Annotated in this window: 18 protein-coding genes; 10 read left to right on the forward strand and 8 right to left on the reverse strand. The window is 61.7% G+C overall.

The window, feature by feature from the left end:
- The 3 genes from MOV61_RS10400 to MOV61_RS10410 form a co-directional block, all read right to left on the reverse strand.
- A partial coding sequence (locus tag MOV61_RS10400) for an alpha-D-ribose 1-methylphosphonate 5-triphosphate diphosphatase (protein ID WP_247136521.1) occupies positions 1 to 868 on the reverse strand: 868 nt, incomplete at its 3' end.
- Between the two features lie 173 nt (positions 869 to 1041).
- Positions 1042 to 1635, reverse strand: a complete 594-nt coding sequence (locus MOV61_RS10405) for an NUDIX domain-containing protein (RefSeq protein WP_247136522.1) — start codon at positions 1633 to 1635, stop codon at positions 1042 to 1044.
- The gene (locus MOV61_RS10410; RefSeq protein WP_247136523.1) at positions 1632 to 3785 is read right to left on the reverse strand and encodes a molybdopterin-dependent oxidoreductase; all 2154 of its coding nucleotides are present in this window, start codon (positions 3783 to 3785) and stop codon (positions 1632 to 1634) included. The genes MOV61_RS10405 and MOV61_RS10410 overlap by 4 nt, the downstream gene beginning before the upstream one ends.
- 83 nt (positions 3786 to 3868) lie before the next feature.
- On the opposite strand from MOV61_RS10410, the gene MOV61_RS10415 reads away from it, so the two are divergent.
- Genes MOV61_RS10415 through MOV61_RS10425 form a run of 3 tightly spaced genes read left to right on the forward strand, consistent with a single transcriptional unit; the run spans position 3869 to position 6093 of the window.
- Positions 3869 to 4747: a 23S rRNA (adenine(2030)-N(6))-methyltransferase RlmJ gene (locus MOV61_RS10415; protein ID WP_247136524.1), complete on the forward strand. Its 879-nt coding sequence runs from the start codon at positions 3869 to 3871 to the stop codon at positions 4745 to 4747.
- A gap of 50 nt (positions 4748 to 4797) precedes the next feature.
- Positions 4798 to 5463 carry a ribonuclease T2 family protein gene (locus MOV61_RS10420; RefSeq protein WP_247136525.1) on the forward strand — a complete coding sequence of 222 codons (666 nt, stop codon included), beginning with the start codon at positions 4798 to 4800 and terminating at the stop codon, positions 5461 to 5463.
- A gap of 33 nt (positions 5464 to 5496) precedes the next feature.
- Positions 5497 to 6093, forward strand: a complete 597-nt coding sequence (locus MOV61_RS10425; RefSeq protein WP_247136526.1) for a glutathione S-transferase — start codon at positions 5497 to 5499, stop codon at positions 6091 to 6093.
- 59 nt (positions 6094 to 6152) lie between these two features.
- Here MOV61_RS10425 and MOV61_RS10430 read toward each other — a convergent pair whose 3' ends face one another.
- The gene (locus tag MOV61_RS10430; RefSeq protein WP_247136527.1) at positions 6153 to 6788 is read right to left on the reverse strand and encodes an outer membrane protein; all 636 of its coding nucleotides are present in this window, start codon (positions 6786 to 6788) and stop codon (positions 6153 to 6155) included.
- 670 nt (positions 6789 to 7458) lie between these two features.
- On the opposite strand from MOV61_RS10430, the gene uvrC reads away from it, so the two are divergent.
- The 4 genes from uvrC (at position 7459) to MOV61_RS10450 (ending at position 10966) form a co-directional block, all read left to right on the forward strand.
- Positions 7459 to 9498 (forward strand): excinuclease ABC subunit UvrC, encoded by a 2040-nt coding sequence (gene uvrC, locus MOV61_RS10435; protein WP_247136528.1) that lies wholly within the window; start codon positions 7459 to 7461, stop codon positions 9496 to 9498.
- Positions 9499 to 9595: 97 nt separating this feature from the next.
- Positions 9596 to 10183 carry a CDP-diacylglycerol--glycerol-3-phosphate 3-phosphatidyltransferase gene (gene pgsA / locus MOV61_RS10440; protein WP_038541747.1) on the forward strand — a complete coding sequence of 196 codons (588 nt, stop codon included), beginning with the start codon at positions 9596 to 9598 and terminating at the stop codon, positions 10181 to 10183.
- Positions 10180 to 10437, forward strand: coding sequence for a molybdopterin converting factor subunit 1 (moaD, locus tag MOV61_RS10445; protein WP_247032032.1), 258 nt, complete (start codon positions 10180 to 10182; stop codon positions 10435 to 10437). Before pgsA ends, moaD begins: the two co-directional genes overlap by 4 nt.
- Before the next feature lie 70 nt (positions 10438 to 10507).
- Positions 10508 to 10966, forward strand: coding sequence for a molybdenum cofactor biosynthesis protein MoaE (locus tag MOV61_RS10450; protein WP_247032030.1), 459 nt, complete (start codon positions 10508 to 10510; stop codon positions 10964 to 10966).
- A 1-nt stretch (position 10967) separates the two neighbouring features.
- Here the strand turns inward: MOV61_RS10450 and MOV61_RS10455 are convergent, their stop codons facing one another.
- Complete coding sequence (locus MOV61_RS10455) at positions 10968 to 11864, reverse strand: branched-chain amino acid ABC transporter permease (RefSeq protein ID WP_247136529.1); 897 nt, start codon at positions 11862 to 11864, stop codon at positions 10968 to 10970.
- A 63-nt stretch (positions 11865 to 11927) separates the two neighbouring features.
- Here MOV61_RS10455 and MOV61_RS10460 point away from each other — a divergent pair, with 63 nt between their 5' ends.
- Together MOV61_RS10460 and MOV61_RS10465 are read left to right on the forward strand one after the other, a co-directional pair.
- The gene (locus tag MOV61_RS10460) at positions 11928 to 12476 is read left to right on the forward strand and encodes a CGNR zinc finger domain-containing protein (RefSeq protein ID WP_247136530.1); all 549 of its coding nucleotides are present in this window, start codon (positions 11928 to 11930) and stop codon (positions 12474 to 12476) included.
- Positions 12473 to 12973, forward strand: a complete 501-nt coding sequence (locus MOV61_RS10465) for a hypothetical protein (protein WP_247136531.1) — start codon at positions 12473 to 12475, stop codon at positions 12971 to 12973. The genes MOV61_RS10460 and MOV61_RS10465 overlap by 4 nt, the downstream gene beginning before the upstream one ends.
- 90 nt (positions 12974 to 13063) lie before the next feature.
- Here MOV61_RS10465 and ndk read toward each other — a convergent pair whose 3' ends face one another.
- Positions 13064 to 13486 carry a nucleoside-diphosphate kinase gene (gene ndk / locus MOV61_RS10470; RefSeq protein ID WP_247136532.1) on the reverse strand — a complete coding sequence of 141 codons (423 nt, stop codon included), beginning with the start codon at positions 13484 to 13486 and terminating at the stop codon, positions 13064 to 13066.
- A 97-nt stretch (positions 13487 to 13583) separates the two neighbouring features.
- On the reverse strand, positions 13584 to 14273 hold the full coding sequence (locus MOV61_RS10475; RefSeq protein WP_247032022.1) for a glutathione S-transferase family protein: 690 nt from the start codon (positions 14271 to 14273) through the stop codon (positions 13584 to 13586).
- Positions 14274 to 14479: 206 nt separating this feature from the next.
- Here MOV61_RS10475 and MOV61_RS10480 point away from each other — a divergent pair, with 206 nt between their 5' ends.
- On the forward strand, positions 14480 to 15523 hold the full coding sequence (locus tag MOV61_RS10480) for a diguanylate cyclase (protein WP_247032020.1): 1044 nt from the start codon (positions 14480 to 14482) through the stop codon (positions 15521 to 15523).
- Between the two features lie 120 nt (positions 15524 to 15643).
- Here MOV61_RS10480 and MOV61_RS10485 read toward each other — a convergent pair whose 3' ends face one another.
- Positions 15644 to 16369 carry a hypothetical protein gene (locus MOV61_RS10485; RefSeq protein WP_247032018.1) on the reverse strand — a complete coding sequence of 242 codons (726 nt, stop codon included), beginning with the start codon at positions 16367 to 16369 and terminating at the stop codon, positions 15644 to 15646.
- Positions 16370 to 16534: the final 165 nt, after the last annotated feature.

Below are 16534 nucleotides of genomic sequence, written 5' to 3' on the forward strand. Positions count from 1 at the left end.
CGTCGAGCGCGCTCAGATTGCCTGACATGGACTTGCCACGCAGCGCATTCGGGGCGCCCATCAGCGTCCAAAGCCCGCGGCGGCGGGCCTCTTCGGCGGCCGGCAGCGTCACCGGGAACTCGCTGATCGTGACGCCGAGATCGAACATCTCGGCCACCTTCTCGATGCTGTCGTCGTCATGGGAAGCGAGCGACAGGCCGTGTTGCAAGGAGAGCGAAACGATTTCCTTCAGCTTCACCTCGATCTGCGGATCGTTGCGCATGGCAATGCGCTTTTGCACAATCTCGGCGGCCATTTCCTCGGAAATCGCCCGGCGTTCGGAAATGCTGGCGACATAGGCGGCGATGTTGTTGTACTGGCCCTGGCCCGGCGTATGGTCGGTGAGCGATACCATGTCAATTTCATCGGCCTTCAGCAGCCGTTCCAGAGCCGGCGCCGCGCCGACATTGGTGATCTCGTAGCGGGCGTGAACGCGGTGGTCGATCAGCAGGTTGTCGCCCAGGCGGTTGATGCCCTCGATGATGGCCGAGGTCGTTTCCAGCGAGCGGACATGGCCGTAGACGCTTTCGGTGGCGAAGGAAACGGCTGCGTAGGCCGTGGTGACACCGGCGGCAGCGAGTTTCTTGTCCAGCTCGTGGATGCCGAAGTCGATCGGCATCTGGGCGTTCGGCCGCGGCGCGATCTCGCGCTCGATCATGTCGCCATGCAGATCGACGAAGCCCGGCATCAGCAGGCGCCCGCCACCGTCGATCACCGCGCCCGCGACCGGTTCGGCGCGGATTTCAGCGATCACGCCATCTTCAATCCGCACAGAACCTGAATTCACTACCTCGTTCGGCAGAACGAGGGTGAAATTGCCGAGCCACATGGCTTTCTCCTGACCATATAAGGATGATTATCAAGAGGCAGCGCTTAGCCGCCATTCGTGACATTCATGTGAAATCCGGGCGGCTCAAGGTCAAATCACAATCACGCGGCGACTGAAACAACAGGCGACCGGGTTTATCGACGTTTCAAGCCTCTACCGCGACACCGCCTACATCAGGCGGCGAACGATGCCCGGTTTATCACCGCCCATTGCAGCATCATGATCGTCTTCGCATCGATGATGTCGCCGTTGGCGATCATCGCAAACGCCTCGTCGAGCGGCAGTTCGAGAACCTCGATATCCTCGTGCTCCTCGGCAAGCCCGCCGCCACCGTTCACCCGGTCGGAAAGATCGATCGGCGCATGGAAGAAATGCACGAGTTCGGTGATCGCGCCTGGCGACATGAATGCCTTGAAGACAAACCGCACATCCCGCAGGCGGTAGCCGGTTTCCTCCATCGCTTCGCGCCGGATCGCCTCTTCCGGGTGGTCCTCGTCGAGCAGCCCGGCCGGCACTTCGACCATCCATGCCGGCTTGCCGGTCAGATAGGCGGGCAATCGGAACTGCTTCACCAGCACGACCATGTCGCGCTTCGCATCGTAGAGAAGGATGCAGGCGGCCTCGGACTTATGGTAGATTTCGCGATGCAGGCGGTGCGTCTCGCCGCTGCGATCGGCATAGTCGAGTTCGTAGCTCGAAAGCCGCGTCCAGCCGTCCGACAACGTCTTCTCGCTGACGAGCTTCACCCGATCATTCTGCCCGGTCATGCTGCGTCCTTGCGAAGCCATACCTTGTTGTCGTGGAAGGCCGCCCCGCCATAGGGCGCCACGGCGTCGGCGCCGGTCAGCACGTTGATACCCTCGCCGTCGAGGTGTTTGCGGTTCGGCCACAGCCCCTCGGCGATCAGCACGCCCGGCCTCGCGCCAGCCACCAGCCTTGCATGTAGGCGGATTTCGCCGCGGGTGTTGCCGAGCCGGACGATATCGCCGTCGACGATGCCGAGGCGCTCCGCATCGGTCGGCTCGATCATCACTTCCGGCCGCCCTTCCCGCTCGTACGAGCTCTTGGTCTCGGTGAAGGAGGAGTTGAGGAAGCTGCGAGCCGGGGACGTCGCCAGCCGGAAGGGATGCGCCTCGTCCGCCACTTCGATGACATCGACCTGGTCGGGGAAGACCGGCAGTTCGCCGATCGGTCCCAGCGGCCCGACATTTTTCGGCGGCTTGTCCGGCGACGGGCCGTTCGCCCAGTCCGGCCTGAAGCGGAATTTTCCGTCCGGATAACCAAACCCCTTGATGTAATGGGCGGTTTCGAAATCCGGCTGCGCATCGATCCATTTGGTCCGCGCCAGATCCTCGTAGGCGCCCCAGTGGCTGGCCTTCAGAATGCGGTCGATATGCTGGCGTTCGTCGAGGCCGAAACCAGGAAAATGATCGACGCCGAGGCGCTTGGCCAGTTCCTCGATGACGAAGAGGTTGGTGCGCACCGTCGACGGCGGCTCGACCAGCTTTGGCCCGAGCAGGATATGCTGCTGGCCACCGGCGCGGTAAAGATCGTCATGCTCGACGAACATGGTGGCTGGCAGGACGATATCGGCGACCTCAGCCGTATCGGTCATGAACTGCTCGTGCACCGCGACGAACAAGTCGTCGCGCAAGAAGCCCTGGCGGACGAGGCGCTGTTCTGGGGCGACGTTCATCGGATTGGTGTTCTGGATCAGCATGGCCGTCACCGGCCCACGGTCACGCAGCGCTTCCGCGTCGCCGGTTAGCACCCGGCCGATCTGCGACTGGTCGAGCTGGCGGATATCGGGATCGGCATAGGCCGTGCCCATCAGCTCGGACTTGTTGAGCCTAAAGATCTCGCCGTTGTTGTGAAAAGCGCCGCCGCCCTCGTACTGCCAGCAGCCGAGCACGGTCGCGATCGACAGTGCCGCATGCATGGCGACCGTGCCGTTCCTCTGCCGGGCAAACCCGTAGCCCAGCCGGAAGAAGGTTTTCTGGGTCGTGCCGACAAGGCGGGCGAAGGTCTCGATCTCTTCGACCGACAGGCCGGTGATGGCGGAGGCCCATTCCGGCGTCTTCGCCTTCAGATGCGCTTCGAGGCCGGCCGGGTCGTCGGCATATCGCGCCATGTAGGCGCGGTCGGCATATCCGTCGCGAAAGGCGACGTGCATGACGGCGCAGGCGAGTGCTGCGTCGGTGCCGGGGCGCACGGTCAGCGCCATATCGGCCTGTTTCATCGTCGGGTTGTCGTAGATGTCGATGACGACGATCTTGGCGCCGCGCTCCTTGCGGGCCTTCACCGCGTGGGTCATGACGTTGACCTGCGTGGAGACGGCGTTGGTGCCCCAGATCACCACGCAATCGGACTTTGCCATCTCACGCGGATCGGGACCGCGCAGAGCGCCGGTTCCCATCACGTAACCGGTCCAGGCCATGTTGGTGCAGATCGTGCCGAAGAAGCCGGAGTATTTTTTCGCATGCCGCAGGCGCTCGATCGAATCGCGCTGCACCTGGCCCATCGTGCCGGCATAAAAATAGGGCCAGATCGCTTCCGATCCGTATCTCGCCTCCGCCTTGACGAAGGCGTTAGCGATCTCGTCGAGTGCGGCCTCCCAGGACAGCTCCTGCCAGTTCCCCTCGCCCTTGGCGCCCAAGCGGCGCTTCGGGTGCATCAGCCGGCCGGGATGGTAGAGCCGCTCGGAATAGCGGGCGACCTTGGCGCAGATGACGCCGGCCGTATAGCTGTTGTCGGCAGCCCCGCGCACGCGGCCGATTCGGCCGTCGGCGGTGAGATCTATGTCCAGTGCGCAGGCCGACGGACAGTCGTGCGGACAGACGGTGTGTCCGACGGAATTGTGGCCGGACTTTTCTGGGGCGATTGGGGTTTTCGCGGTAATCGGGGTCGCAACGTTCATGGCTTTTCTATATTGCAAGCTGACGTCCGCAAAAAGCGTGATTTGCAGCGCATCAATTTAATTCAAGCGAGACACCAGCAACGATGAACTACCGGCATATCTATCACGCGGGCAATTTTGCCGATGTCCTCAAACACGCGGTTTTGGCGCGGTTGATCCGCTATGCGCAGAACAAGGACAAGGCTTTTCGCCTGCTGGATACCCATGCCGGCATCGGGCTTTACGACCTTTCCTCGGATGAGGCGCAGAAGACCGGTGAATGGCGCGACGGCATCGGCCGGCTGATGGAAGCGGACCTGCCGGCAAAGGTCGCGGACCTGCTGGAGCCCTATCTGACGGCGGTCAGGGAACTGAACCCGACCGGCGCGCTGAAACTTTATCCCGGCTCGCCGAAACTTGCCCGCATGCTGTTCCGCCCTCAGGACCGGTTGTCGGCAATGGAACTGCATCCGGAAGACTTCAATCGCCTGCACAACCTTTTCGAAGGCGATTTCCAGGTGCGCGCCACCGAACTCGACGGCTGGCTGGCGCTCGGCGCCCATCTGCCGCCGAAGGAAAAGCGCGGAATCGTCCTCGTCGATCCGCCTTTCGAGGAAGAAGGCGAATACAGGCGGCTGGTGAAAGGCCTGTCGATCGGCTGGCGCCGCTTTCAAGGCGGCACCTTCTGCCTCTGGTATCCGATCAAGAAGGGCGCGCCGCTCAGGGCCTTTCACGATGAGCTGAAGGCGCTGGACATCCCGAAAATGCTGTGCGCCGAGTTGACCGTTCAAAGCGACCGCGAGACGACCGGGTTGTCCGGCTCCGGCCTCATCATCGTCAACCCGCCCTTCACGCTGAAGGAGGAGTTGCACACGCTTCTGCCGACGTTGAAAACCATCCTGGCGCAGGATCGGTTCGCCTCGCAGCGAGCCTTCTGGCTGACCGGCGAGACCGTCGACAACGACCTCGATTCGGAGTCTTGACCAGGCGTGGCTTCCCGCCCATGGTGCCGCGCATTGCAGGGGGCCGGCCGATGACCAACCGTTTTATCGCTTTCCTTTTTCTCGCGCTTTTCGCATCCACCGCCTCCGCCCAGGAGCGCCGATCGGACAATCGGCAGGATCACGCGGGACAGTTCGATTTCTACGTCCTGTCGCTTTCCTGGTCGCCAACCTTCTGCGCTTCGCAGAGCGGCGGCAAAAACGACCAGCAATGCAGCACGGACAAGGATTTCCGTTTCATCGTCCACGGGCTGTGGCCGCAATACGAAAAGGGCTATCCGGATTTCTGCGAGACGAAGGAGCCGGGCCGTGTGCCGCAGTCGCTCGGCAAACCGCTCTTCGACATCATGCCGTCGATGGGCCTGATCGGACATCAGTGGCGCAAGCACGGAAGCTGCACCGGGCTCAGCCAGGCTGATTATTTCGAAAAGGTCCGTGAGGCCTTTTCGCGGATCAAACTGCCCGCCGATCTGTCCCGCGGCGACTCGGCCATGACGCTGTCGGCCGACCAGATCGAAGAGAAATTCGTTGCCGCCAATCCGGGCATGAGCCACCGCGGCATCTCGACGAGCTGCGAGGGCCGTCAGCTGGAAGAGGTGCGCATCTGTTTCACCAAGGATCTGCAATTCCGTGATTGCGCTGAGGTCGACCGCGACAGCTGCAAGGTCAGCCAGATCACCCTGCCGCCCGCGAAATGACGGCGCGCTGAAGTTCGTCGAGAAGGAAAGATCATGAAGCTGCTTTATTCCCCGGCCTCGCCCTATTCCGCCAAGGTGCGCATGGCGGCGCGCCATCTCGGCATCGGGATCACCGAGGTGAAGACCGACACCAACGCGGCTCCGCCAGAACTGGTGAGCAACAACCCGCTCGGCAAGATCCCTGTCCTGCTTCGTGAAGGCGAGCCGCCGATCTACGACAGCATCGCGATCATGCATTGGCTCGATCGCCAGTCGGGCGGCAAGCTCTATCCGAAGAAGGACGCCAAGCGCACCGAGGCGGAAGTGCTGGAAGCGCTCTGCGACGGCATCACGGATTGCCTTCTGGCAATCGTCTACGAGCGCCGCTCGCGCGACGAGGACAAGGTCCACCAGCCATGGATCGACAAACAGTGGGGCAAGGTCGTGCGGGGGCTCGATCACCTCGAGAATAACCTGCCGAAAACCGGCAAGAAACTGCATGGCGGCCATTTCGCGCTGGCTGCGTTGATCGGTTACCTCGATCTGCGCTTCAACGGGCAATGGGCCGCGGGCCGGCCGGAACTTGCCTCCTGGCCGGACGTCTTCACCAAGCGCTTCGCTTCCTATACCGCGATGAAATCGGCAGCCTAAAAACAAAAAAAGCCCGGACCGAAGCCCGGGCTTTCCCCAGCCTGTTAAGGCTATTGAACTTAGAACTTCACGCCGATACCGACCTTGACGCTGTGGTCGTCGAAGCCCTTCGAGACCGAACCGGAATCGAGCGAGTAGCTGTCCGAACCGTAATCCGTGTAGCGGTATTCGACACGAGCGGTGACGTTGTTGGTGATGAAGGCTTCGGCACCGGCACCGACCGTGTAACCTACGCCGGTCTTGCTGTCGGACGAGGTCGCGTCACGCAGTTCGTTGTCCTGCAGAGCGAGGCCGGCCGTACCGTAGATCAGGAAGGGGTTGAGGTCGTAGCCGACGCGGCCACGAACCGAGCCGTTCCAGCCAGCCTTGCCTTCAAAGCCATCGTCCGTGGTGCTCTTCGTGCCGTTGTAACCGACGTCTGCTTCGACACCGTAAACGATCGAACCGCTCTGGAAGTTATAGCCCGTATAAGCACCGCCGCCGAACTGGCCGTCGCGGTCGCCGCTACCGAAGCGACCCCAGTCATACTGACCATAACCACCGAGATAGAAACCCTGCCAGCTGGCAGCCGGGGCCGGCTCTTCGGTTGCAACCGGGGCCTGCGGAATTTGTTCGACGGCATCAGCGGCATTGGCCGCGGAGATGGCGATGAAGCTGACTGCCGAGGCCATCAGAGTTGCGATGAGAGTACGCATACATTTTCTCCTTTTACTGCTGCGCCGGGAATTCGCCGCGACAACATGGTTGGCGACACATTTGTTCCCTGCCCGCTGAAACGGAATGTGGAGGGCAATTGAGGAATAGAAAGAGCCGAAATGTGAATTGATTGTGGCACACAGAAGGCCAAAATTTGATGTTGCTGTATCGCAACACACGTTTGATTAACCTTAAGCAATGCTTACTTTAAATATAAATATTTTTACATTTATAAATTACTTCTTAAATCCAAAGCACAACTCAGTCAATACACTTGTCAGCGCGAACCAGCGCGGGCGCCACTCGCCAAGTTCGACTTGTATTCGCAGCAAAACCGGATCGGCCGCTTGTAGAAATCAAAACTTGAGCAGAAACACGGACGTATTTCGCCTCTCCGCAGGCGGACGGCCGGCGTCGGCCGCCGGATTTCTGCCTTAAATATTCCACCGCGGGAACGGCCATTTCGGCCTTCGTCAAGAGCATGGGCGGAATTTTTGCCAGCGCTTTCAAAATCTGCCCCGAGACACTATTTCTCCGGCAGCGGCCTTTGCGCAGGGAATCGGGCCGCTTCAGCGCAATATTTTGACAAGCTGCCGTCGTCGGCACATGTCATGGACGCATGGTTCGAATCGGTGATGGCCGGATGCCGACATCCGGCGGAGACTAGGAATGAACGGAACGAAGCTGCCCGACGGCGGCGTTCTCTACGACGAGACGGAAGAAGACGACGACGACGTGCTGGTGGCCGAGCCGGCCCAGGGCCCCGCTGCGTCGATCGACTGGAACGAAGGCTGGAAGAACGACAGCGGCCTGAAGGGCGCCGACCTGATCGCCGAATTCGTCAAGCACCTGCCGAACGCGCCGGGCGTCTACCGGATGTTCAACGATGCGCAAGACGTGCTTTACGTCGGCAAGGCGCGCAGCCTCAAGAAACGCGTCGGCAATTATGCGCAGGGCCGCGTCCATTCCAACCGCATCGCCAAGATGGTGCGCGAAACCACCCATATGGAATTCGTCACGACGCGGACGGAAACCGAGGCGTTGCTGCTCGAGGCCAATCTCATCAAGCGCCTGCGGCCGCGCTTCAACGTTCTTCTGCGCGACGACAAATCCTTTCCCTATATCATGATCACCGGCGACCACCGGGCTCCGGCGATCTTCAAGCATCGCGGCGCGCGGGCGCGCAAAGGCGATTATTTCGGCCCCTTCGCGTCGGCGGCCGCCGTCGGCCGCACCATCAATTCGCTGCAGCGCGCCTTCCTGCTGCGCACCTGCACCGACAGCGTCTTCGAGACCCGCACCCGCCCCTGTCTGCTCTTCCAGATCAAGCGCTGTTCGGGCCCCTGCACCCGCGAGATCAGCGACGAGGGTTATGCGGCGCTGGTCGAGGAAGCCAAGGATTTCCTTTCCGGCAAGAGCCAGAACGTCAAGTCGGCGATCGCCCGCCAGATGACGGAAGCCTCCGAGGACCTGGATTTCGAGCGCGCCGCGATCTATCGCGACCGGCTGGCGGCGCTCAGCCACGTCCAGAGCCACCAGGGCATCAACCCGGCCGGCGTCGAGGAGGCGGATGTCTTCGCCATCTACAACGAGGGCGGCATGTCCTGCATCCAAGTGTTCTTCTTCAGGACCGGCCAGAACTGGGGCAACCGCGCCTATTTCCCCAAGGCCGACCCGCAGCTTTCCGGCCCGGAAGTGCTCAACGCCTTCCTCGCCCAGTTCTATGACGACAAGCCGGTGCCGAAGCAGATCCTGCTCTCGGAAACCGTCGAGGAACAGGATCTGCTCGCCCAGGCTTTTTCTGAAAAGGCCGGCCATAAGGTGACGATCTCCGTGCCCCAGCGCGGCGAGAAGAAGGACCTGACCGACCACGTGCTGGCCAATGCCCGCGAGGCGCATGGCCGCCGGCTTGCCGAAACCTCGTCGCAGGCCCGCCTGCTGCAGGGGCTCGCCGAGACCTTCGGCCTGTCCTCCGTGCCGCGCCGCATCGAGATCTACGACAACTCACATATCATGGGCACCAATGCCGTCGGCGGCATGGTCGTGGCGGGGCCGGAAGGCTTCGTGAAGAGCCAGTACCGCAAGTTCAACATCAAATCGACCGACATCACTCCCGGCGACGATTTTGGCATGATGCGGGAAGTGATGACCCGCCGCTTCTCGCGCCTCCTCAAGGAAGAGGGCATTCCCGACCGCACCGCCGTTGCTGGCGCCAGCGCCGAGGATGCGGCCGATGCCGCCTTCCCCGCCTGGCCGGACGTGATCCTCATCGACGGCGGCCAGGGGCAGATGAGCGCGGTACGTGCCATTCTCGACGAACTCGGCATCCGCGACGTGGTGACCGCGATCGGCGTCGCCAAGGGCGTCGACCGGGACGCCGGCCGCGAGCGGTTCTTCGCCGACGGCCGATCCGATTTCTCGCTGCCGCCGCGCGATCCGGTCCTCTATTTCATCCAGCGCATGCGGGACGAAGCGCATCGGTTTGCGATCGGCTCGCACCGGGCAAGGCGCAAGAAGGAGATGGTCAAGAACCCGCTCGACGAGATTTCAGGGATCGGACCCGGCCGCAAGCGCAAGCTTTTGCAGCACTTCGGCACGGCGAAGGCGGTGTCGCGCGCGGGTCTGACCGACCTCATGGCGGTCGAGGGCATTTCCGAGGCTGTCGCCAAACAGATCTACAACCATTTCCACGAGAACCGGGCTGGCTAAATCGGCATGACGCCATCGGCTGCAAAAAAGCCGCGAAACCCTGTTGACGCCTTGGCCTCAACACATCAACTAGGAGCAAACATCCGGAAGGCTCCCCATGGCGTCGCGCGCATACAATATCCCCAATCTTCTGACCTATGCGCGCATCGTGGCCGTGCCGATCATCGTCGGCTGCTTCTTCATCGAGGGGCAGCTTGAAAGCTCCGATGTGGCGCGCTGGACGGCGCTGGTTCTGTTTGCCGTCGCCTCGATCACCGACTATCTCGACGGGTACCTCGCCCGCATCTGGAACCAAACGTCGAATATCGGCCGCATGCTCGACCCGATCGCCGACAAGCTGCTGGTCGCTGCGGTGCTGCTGCTGCTCGCCGCCGACCAGACGATCGCGGGATGGTCGCTCTGGGCGGCAATCACCATTCTCTGCCGCGAAATCCTCGTCTCGGGCCTGCGCGAATATCTTGCCGCTCTGAAGGTCTCCGTGCCGGTGACGCGCATCGCCAAGTGGAAAACGACGATCCAGATGGTGGCGATCGCCTTCCTGCTGGCAGGGCCTGCCGGCGACAAGATCGTGCCCTACACGACCCAGATGGGCATCGCGCTTCTGTGGATCGCCGCGTTCCTGACCTTCTATACCGGCTATGATTATTTCAAGGCCGGCGTCAAACATCTGGTGGACGAAGAATGACCGTCAAACTCGTCTATTTCGCCTGGGTGCGCGAACGGATCGGCAGGCAAGAGGAAGACCTCGACCTGCCGGCAAGCGTCGTCACCGTTCGTGATTTGCTCACCCATCTGACGACGCTCGGCGAGGAATATGAAAACGCCCTGCAGTTCCCTGACGTCATCCGGGTGGCCATCAACCAGGAACATGCCGAACACGACGAACCGATCGCCGGCGCGCGGGAGATCGGCATTTTTCCACCGATGACGGGCGGGTGACAATGACTGGGGCCGGCGCCAGTTGCGGAACATCCCACTTCTCCCCAGCGCGGAGAGGAAGGGGTTGCCCATGACCGCTCCCACCATTCGCGTCCAGTCGACCGACTTCGACCTGCAAGCCGAAATCTCGGCATTGACCGCCGGCCGCAAGAACGTGGGCGCCGTCGTCACCTTCACCGGCCTCTGCCGCGACGAACAGGGTGCATTGTCGGCACTCGAACTCGAACACTATCCAGGCATGGCGGAAGCGGAGATGTTTCGCATCGGCGAACTGGCGATCGATCGCTTTTCGCTGCTCGGTCTCACCGCCATCCACCGTTTCGGCAAGATCATGCCCGGCGAAAACATCGTGCTGGTCATCGCCGCCGCACCACACCGGCAGGCCGCCTTCGACGGCGCCAATTTCGTCATGGATTTTTTGAAGACCTCGGCCCCGTTCTGGAAGAAGGAACACGCCGCCGACGGCAGTCAAGGCGACTGGATCGCCGCCAAGGACGCGGACGACACTGCGCGCGACAAGTGGCGGTGATCTAAGGCACCACCCGCTCCCGCCGGCTCATCACCAAAACCAGGACCAGCATGGCGACGATCACCAGGTCGCGCCAGACGATCGGGCCGTAGCCGCTCCAGAGCGTTTCGGCAAAACCTATGACAGCGGCGCCGGCGGCGGCACGCAGCGGGTTTGAATGGCCGCCGGCCGCAGCGATCAACACCACTTTCAGGCCGAACAGCAAGCCGGCGCCAAAATCCATCGTGCCGTAGTGTGAGGTCGCGAGCACGCCGCAGATCGAGGCATAAAACGCTGCCGCCGCGTAGGCCACGACGAAGACCCGCGCGGAATTGGTGCCGGAGAGCTCCGCCGCCAGCGGATCGTCCGAGACTGCTCGCCACATGCGGCCCCAATGGGTGCGCGTCAAGATCAGATAGCCCGCGCCGATGGCCGCCAGCATGATGGCAACGTTGGCGAGTTGGATCAGCGTCAGCGTCACCGGAAAGCCGTCTGCGTGCCAGAAGACGACCGCGTCGTTGAGGAAGGGCGGCAGCCAGAGTTCGCGGGTGTCGGCGGCGATGCGAGCGCTCTCCATCAGCACCATCAGCACGCCGAGCGAGGCGACGATCACGGCATTCGGTGAGATTTTTGCAAGCGGGCGCATGACGAATTGCCCGATCGCTACCCCTGCCCCTATGCCGCCGGCGATCCCGGCCGCAGCACCGAGCCCCAATGCGGCCGGCAGGATCAGCCACAACCGGTTCCAGCTGAAATGGGCGAAGAGCAGGTAGAGATGGCCGGAAAAGGCGAAGATCGCGCCATAGGTGATGTCGGCCCGCTTCGTCACGGCAAAGGCGATCGCATACCCGAAGGCGAGCGTCGCATAGAGCGCCGCCAGCGGAACCGCGTTCGCCAGTTGCTGCAAGAGATAGGCCATGGGCACTCCGATAGCGATAACGAATATAACTGGTCAACTGTATTTTACCAGTTATAATATCGCATGAGCTTTTCCTGGACCCCGCATCGTTTTGCCGGCGGCGCGCTGGCGCTGGATGTTGCCAACAGCGTCATCCTGCGCTTCGATCCGACACGCAGCATCGACCGGTTTGCGGAACCGCAGCAGATGCACGCCTTTCCGGAAGCCGCCGAAAAGTTCTCGGCCGAACGGACGCTGTTCGGCGATCTTGCGCCCGTCCGAGCTGAGAACCACACGCCGTTTCTCACGCTACGCGAAGCGATCGACCGCTATTTTCGCGCCCGGGTTCTCGGCGACGATGGGCCGACATTGCTTGCCGATTTCCTCGAAGCGACGGCGGCGATCCTTCGCCGTGCGGAGAGGAATTCGCTGGAGGCGGCGACCGCCCATTCGGCGCTCAGGCTGCTTGCCGACGAAGAGATTTCGCGGATGAAGATCTGCGGCAGTTGCGGCTGGCTGTTCCTCGACCGAAGCCGCAACCGCAGCCGTACCTGGTGCGACATGGCGGTGTGCGGCAACCGGGTCAAAGCCAGCCGCCATTATCATCGCAGGAAGAAGGAGGCCGCGTCATGATGCGCCGGTTTATGGTTCTCAGCCTTGCAGCCCTTGCCCTTTCCGCATGCCAGCGGGAAACCGAAAAGCTAGTGGAGGTGAGCGGGCATATCTTCGTGTTCAATTACCGGGTCGCCAGCGCCACCTATCTCGTGACGCTCAACAAGACCGGGCCGATCCCGGACGGAACCGTGGCAATCGCCAAATTCGACGACCCCGCCGGCGGCGATCCGATCGTCATCAACGAACAGATCTTCCCCGCATGGAACAAGATCACCCTGCAGAGCCCCAATGTCCGCTGCGTGCGCAAGGACAAACCCTATTCCGTGGATATCCGGCTGGTGGATGCGGGCGGCCGGACATTGCAGGAATTGAAGACCCAGCTCGTCTCGGACGTCGACCAGTCGGTGCTTCCCAGCAAGCCGCTGGTGCTCGGAGCCGGTTATGAGCGGAACCCCGATGTCTTCAAGCCGGACGGGACGCTCGACTACGCCCAGCCCGACGACTGCCCGGCGTGAGGTGACAGACGGAAGCCGAATATCCCTGAACGAAAAAACCGGGGCCAAAGCCCCGGTTTCATCAAAATCGTCCGTCGAGACGGGCTTAGATCAGCCGACGATCTCGGTTTCGGAGAACCAGTAGGCGATTTCCTGCGCAGCGGTTTCCGGAGCGTCGGAACCGTGAACCGAGTTCTCGCCGATCGACAGCGCGAAGGTCTTGCGGATGGTGCCTTCGTCAGCGTTGGCCGGGTTGGTGGCGCCCATGATCTCGCGGTTCTTCAGGATGGCGTTTTCGCCTTCCAGAACCTGAACGATGGTCGGGCCGGAGGTCATGCCTTCGACCAGTTCGCCGAAGAACGGACGTTCCTTGTGAACGGCGTAGAAGCCTTCCGCTTCGCGCCTGCTCATCCAGACGCGCTTGGAAGCGATGACGCGCAGGCCATTGTCTTCAAACACCTTGGTGATGGCGCCCGTGAGGTTGCGCTTGGTGGCATCCGGCTTGATCATCGAAAACGTGCGTTCAATCGCCATCGTTCTATCCTTCGTTTCCTGTGGCCCCGTGGTTAAGGGGGAAAGTGGGCGGTCTTTACCCGCCCCTTTCACTGGAAACAAGGGGGTTCGGGCAATTTCACGCCGCTGTCACACTGCGCCCGACGCCATTATGCAGGTCGAGGCAGCGTTCGAACCACAACCCGACCGGGTCGTCATCGGAAAACACCTTGGCGCCGGCGGTGACGCGCATCCATTGCAGCGCCCCGAACAGGATATAGTCGACAAAAAGCGGGCCGTCGCCGCCGATGAAGTCGTGATATTTCAGGGTGTGGCGGATCGGCTCCAGTTTTGGCGCGAAACCGTCGATCTCGGCCTGGCGGCTCGCTTCCATCTCCTCCAGCGTCCTGCCGAGCCGGGCCTCGCGGCTGGCGCGGAAATAGACCTGGTCGGTCTCCCCGAGCATGTCATGAATATTCTTGACCGCGATCTTGGTGATCGCCGTATGCACCACCATCTGGGAAAAACCCTCGACGAACCGGGCAAGCGCCTTGCCGGCCGGGCCGCCGAACAGCGTCGGCCGGTCCGGGTAGGCCTCTTCCAGATAGAGCGCGATCTCGAAACTGTCGCGGATCAGTTCGTTGCCGTCCCTCAGGATCGGTACCGTCTTCGAAAACCCGCCTTCGAGGCTGGGTATCTCGGTAAACGGCGTCGGCTTCTCGATGAAATCGAGGCCCTTGTGAGCAAGCGCCTGTACGACTTTCCAGCAATGCGGTGAAAACGGGCGGCTCTCGTCGGCGCCGCAGAGCGAATAGAGAATACGGGTCACGGCAGGCTCCTGATCTAGACATTCGGCTGGCGATATTGAAAGCAAATTGCCTTTTGAATCCAATCAGGAAATTTCATGGATCGCATTCGATCGACCGTTTCGACGGTCCCTTAACCGTAACTCCCGACGATCCGGCCCTTTTCAGCAAATGTTAAAGCCGGTCCCACATTCCTTGTCGCACTATAGAACACCTGTGGAGACGAGAGATGGCCGGCGAAGTGAGCAGAATGGCACAGGATCGCAGCCTGCAGGCTGTCGTCCAGCTGATGGCGAAGCTGGACGTGAGCGGCCTGCCGCGCAATTACGAACTCTTCCACGAGGCGCTCCTGGGCGGCGACCCCGCCCTGTCGCGCGAAGTGCTGGCGCTCACGGCCGGTCCTTCGCAGACGGTGCTCGACGAGATGGGGCTGCGTCATCAGCTTCCGGCCTTCGTGGCACTCATGCCGGTCAGAGGTCGCGATCAGGAAATAAAGCTGCTGCTGGAACTCCGGGACAAGATGGCAAGCGGCGTTGCCCAGAAAAAGGGTTTCAGCCGGGTGCTGGAAACCGTCGCCCGCAGCTTGCGCCAGGACAGCACCGCGGGACCTGAGGATATTCTGGCCGAAATCGAATACTTAAGCGTTTCGCTCTCCGATGCCGTGGTCGCCGAAACCGAACTGGAAGCCATTCTTCGCTCCGGTGCCGATCGTCTCGTCAAGGCCGAACGCGAAGCGTCGGTTGCCCGCTCGGTGACCCTGCGCGACCGGCTGACCTCGCTGCCGAATCATGCGGCGCTTGCCGAACGGCTGGAGGCCCTCTACGGCGTCGATGCCGACAGCCGCGATACCGCGCTGTTCCTGGTGACGATCACCGACCTGCCGCATTTCGCCCGTACCTACGGCGATCCCACCGTCAACCGGATCGTCAAGAAGGCCGCCTCGATCTTCCGCAAGGCGATCAAGAAAAACGATTTCCTGGCGCGTATCGGCAAGGGCGATTTCGCTTTCGTCTTCCGCGACGTCGGCCGCGACAGCGTGCAGCCGATCGCCGAACGGCTGATCGCCTCGATCACCGACAATCTCGTCTTCGCCGCCTCCGATGGTACGAGCGGGATCGGTCTTTCGGTCGGTGCGGCGCTGACCGCAGACGCCTTTTCACCGCAAGAACTGCGCTTGCAGGCCGGGACGGCGCTTGAAACGGCCAAGGCCAATCCGCGAATGATCGTCGCGCTTCACGGCGGAGCGCCTAAACGATCATCCTCCGAGGGGTAGGGTTTCCAAAACAGAAAGGCCGCGGTTTCCCACGGCCTTTCTGTTTTGCGAACGAAGATCGGCGACTGATAGCAATACGTCCGACGGCCGCCCTCTTGTCCTACCAGCAGGCCGGCGGAATTATGCCGGCACGAACTGGTTCTTCTGCGTGAACCGAACGGAGACATCCGTGACACCGGCAAAGCTCACCTCGTAGGCCGCCGAAGACGTGGCGGTGTCGATCACCTGTCCCTGGACGAAAGAGCCGGCGAGGATGTAATATTTCGGCTTCGGGGTGAACTGGTACAAGAGGCTGGGTTCGAGCTGGACCGCGATCGTCGGCTTGGTGGCCATGGCGATGCCGACATTCAGATAGACGTTCTTGCTGGCCTGCACCAGGACGGTCGGAATGGTGTCGTCGGCCTTGGCGAGGATGAGGCCTTTGGTCGCGTCGGACGGCCCCGCCGGAAAACCGGGAGCGCCATAGGGGAACGGCCCCTGATAGGTCACCGGCACCTGATTCTGGTTGTCGATCATGACGCCGACCGAGCTCGCTGTCTGGAAGGAACGCGGCGAGCCGGGCGTACCCTGCTGCTGAATGTAGCCAACCGTCACGGAATAATCGATCGTCCAGTTGAAGGAAGACGTGCTCGGCTGGTCGGGGGTACCGGCGGCGGCGCCGCCGACCATCCATGCCAGCGACAGGGGGTCGACCGACGGCCCGATAACCTGTGGGATCGTCTGGAACAGGGCAAACTGCTGCCATTTCGCGTTTTCGTTGAGAACCGTGAGGCTGTAGGGCTGGCCCGCCGCCGCTGCCTGTGCGCTGAAGGCTTTGATCGCCTTCTGCCCCATATAAATGGTCATAATACATCTCCTCATTTGGGTTGCCGCCACCACACCATGCGGTGACGGCATCTGTGCTCACGGCACCGGCTTCCGCGGAGCATCATTTGCACAAGCACAACCTAGGATATTTAAATCTGAAAATATGTCACACAGGTAACAACCCTGATTTGCATTTTTGCTAAA

Origin of the sequence: Neorhizobium sp. BETTINA12A (genome assembly GCF_023006485.1) — a bacterium.
Taxonomy (GTDB): domain Bacteria; phylum Pseudomonadota; class Alphaproteobacteria; order Rhizobiales; family Rhizobiaceae; genus Neorhizobium.

Excerpts from the sequence above, each read along its gene's own strand:
- MOV61_RS10405 (WP_247136522.1), bottom strand. The coding sequence starts at position 1,635 with ATGACCGGGCAGAATGATCGGGTGAAGCTCGTCAGCGAGAAGACGTTG.
- MOV61_RS10410 (WP_247136523.1), bottom strand. The coding sequence starts at position 3,785 with ATGAACGTTGCGACCCCGATTACCGCGAAAACCCCAATCGCCCCAGAA.
- MOV61_RS10415 (WP_247136524.1), top strand. The coding sequence starts at position 3,869 with ATGAACTACCGGCATATCTATCACGCGGGCAATTTTGCCGATGTCCTC.
- MOV61_RS10420 (WP_247136525.1), top strand. The coding sequence starts at position 4,798 with ATGACCAACCGTTTTATCGCTTTCCTTTTTCTCGCGCTTTTCGCATCC.
- MOV61_RS10425 (WP_247136526.1), top strand. The coding sequence starts at position 5,497 with ATGAAGCTGCTTTATTCCCCGGCCTCGCCCTATTCCGCCAAGGTGCGC.
- MOV61_RS10430 (WP_247136527.1), bottom strand. The coding sequence starts at position 6,788 with ATGCGTACTCTCATCGCAACTCTGATGGCCTCGGCAGTCAGCTTCATC.
- uvrC (WP_247136528.1), top strand. The coding sequence starts at position 7,459 with ATGAACGGAACGAAGCTGCCCGACGGCGGCGTTCTCTACGACGAGACG.
- pgsA (WP_038541747.1), top strand. The coding sequence starts at position 9,596 with ATGGCGTCGCGCGCATACAATATCCCCAATCTTCTGACCTATGCGCGC.
- moaD (WP_247032032.1), top strand. The coding sequence starts at position 10,180 with ATGACCGTCAAACTCGTCTATTTCGCCTGGGTGCGCGAACGGATCGGC.
- MOV61_RS10450 (WP_247032030.1), top strand. The coding sequence starts at position 10,508 with ATGACCGCTCCCACCATTCGCGTCCAGTCGACCGACTTCGACCTGCAA.
- MOV61_RS10455 (WP_247136529.1), bottom strand. The coding sequence starts at position 11,864 with ATGGCCTATCTCTTGCAGCAACTGGCGAACGCGGTTCCGCTGGCGGCG.
- MOV61_RS10460 (WP_247136530.1), top strand. The coding sequence starts at position 11,928 with ATGAGCTTTTCCTGGACCCCGCATCGTTTTGCCGGCGGCGCGCTGGCG.
- MOV61_RS10465 (WP_247136531.1), top strand. The coding sequence starts at position 12,473 with ATGATGCGCCGGTTTATGGTTCTCAGCCTTGCAGCCCTTGCCCTTTCC.
- ndk (WP_247136532.1), bottom strand. The coding sequence starts at position 13,486 with ATGGCGATTGAACGCACGTTTTCGATGATCAAGCCGGATGCCACCAAG.
- MOV61_RS10480 (WP_247032020.1), top strand. The coding sequence starts at position 14,480 with ATGGCCGGCGAAGTGAGCAGAATGGCACAGGATCGCAGCCTGCAGGCT.
- MOV61_RS10485 (WP_247032018.1), bottom strand. The coding sequence starts at position 16,369 with ATGACCATTTATATGGGGCAGAAGGCGATCAAAGCCTTCAGCGCACAG.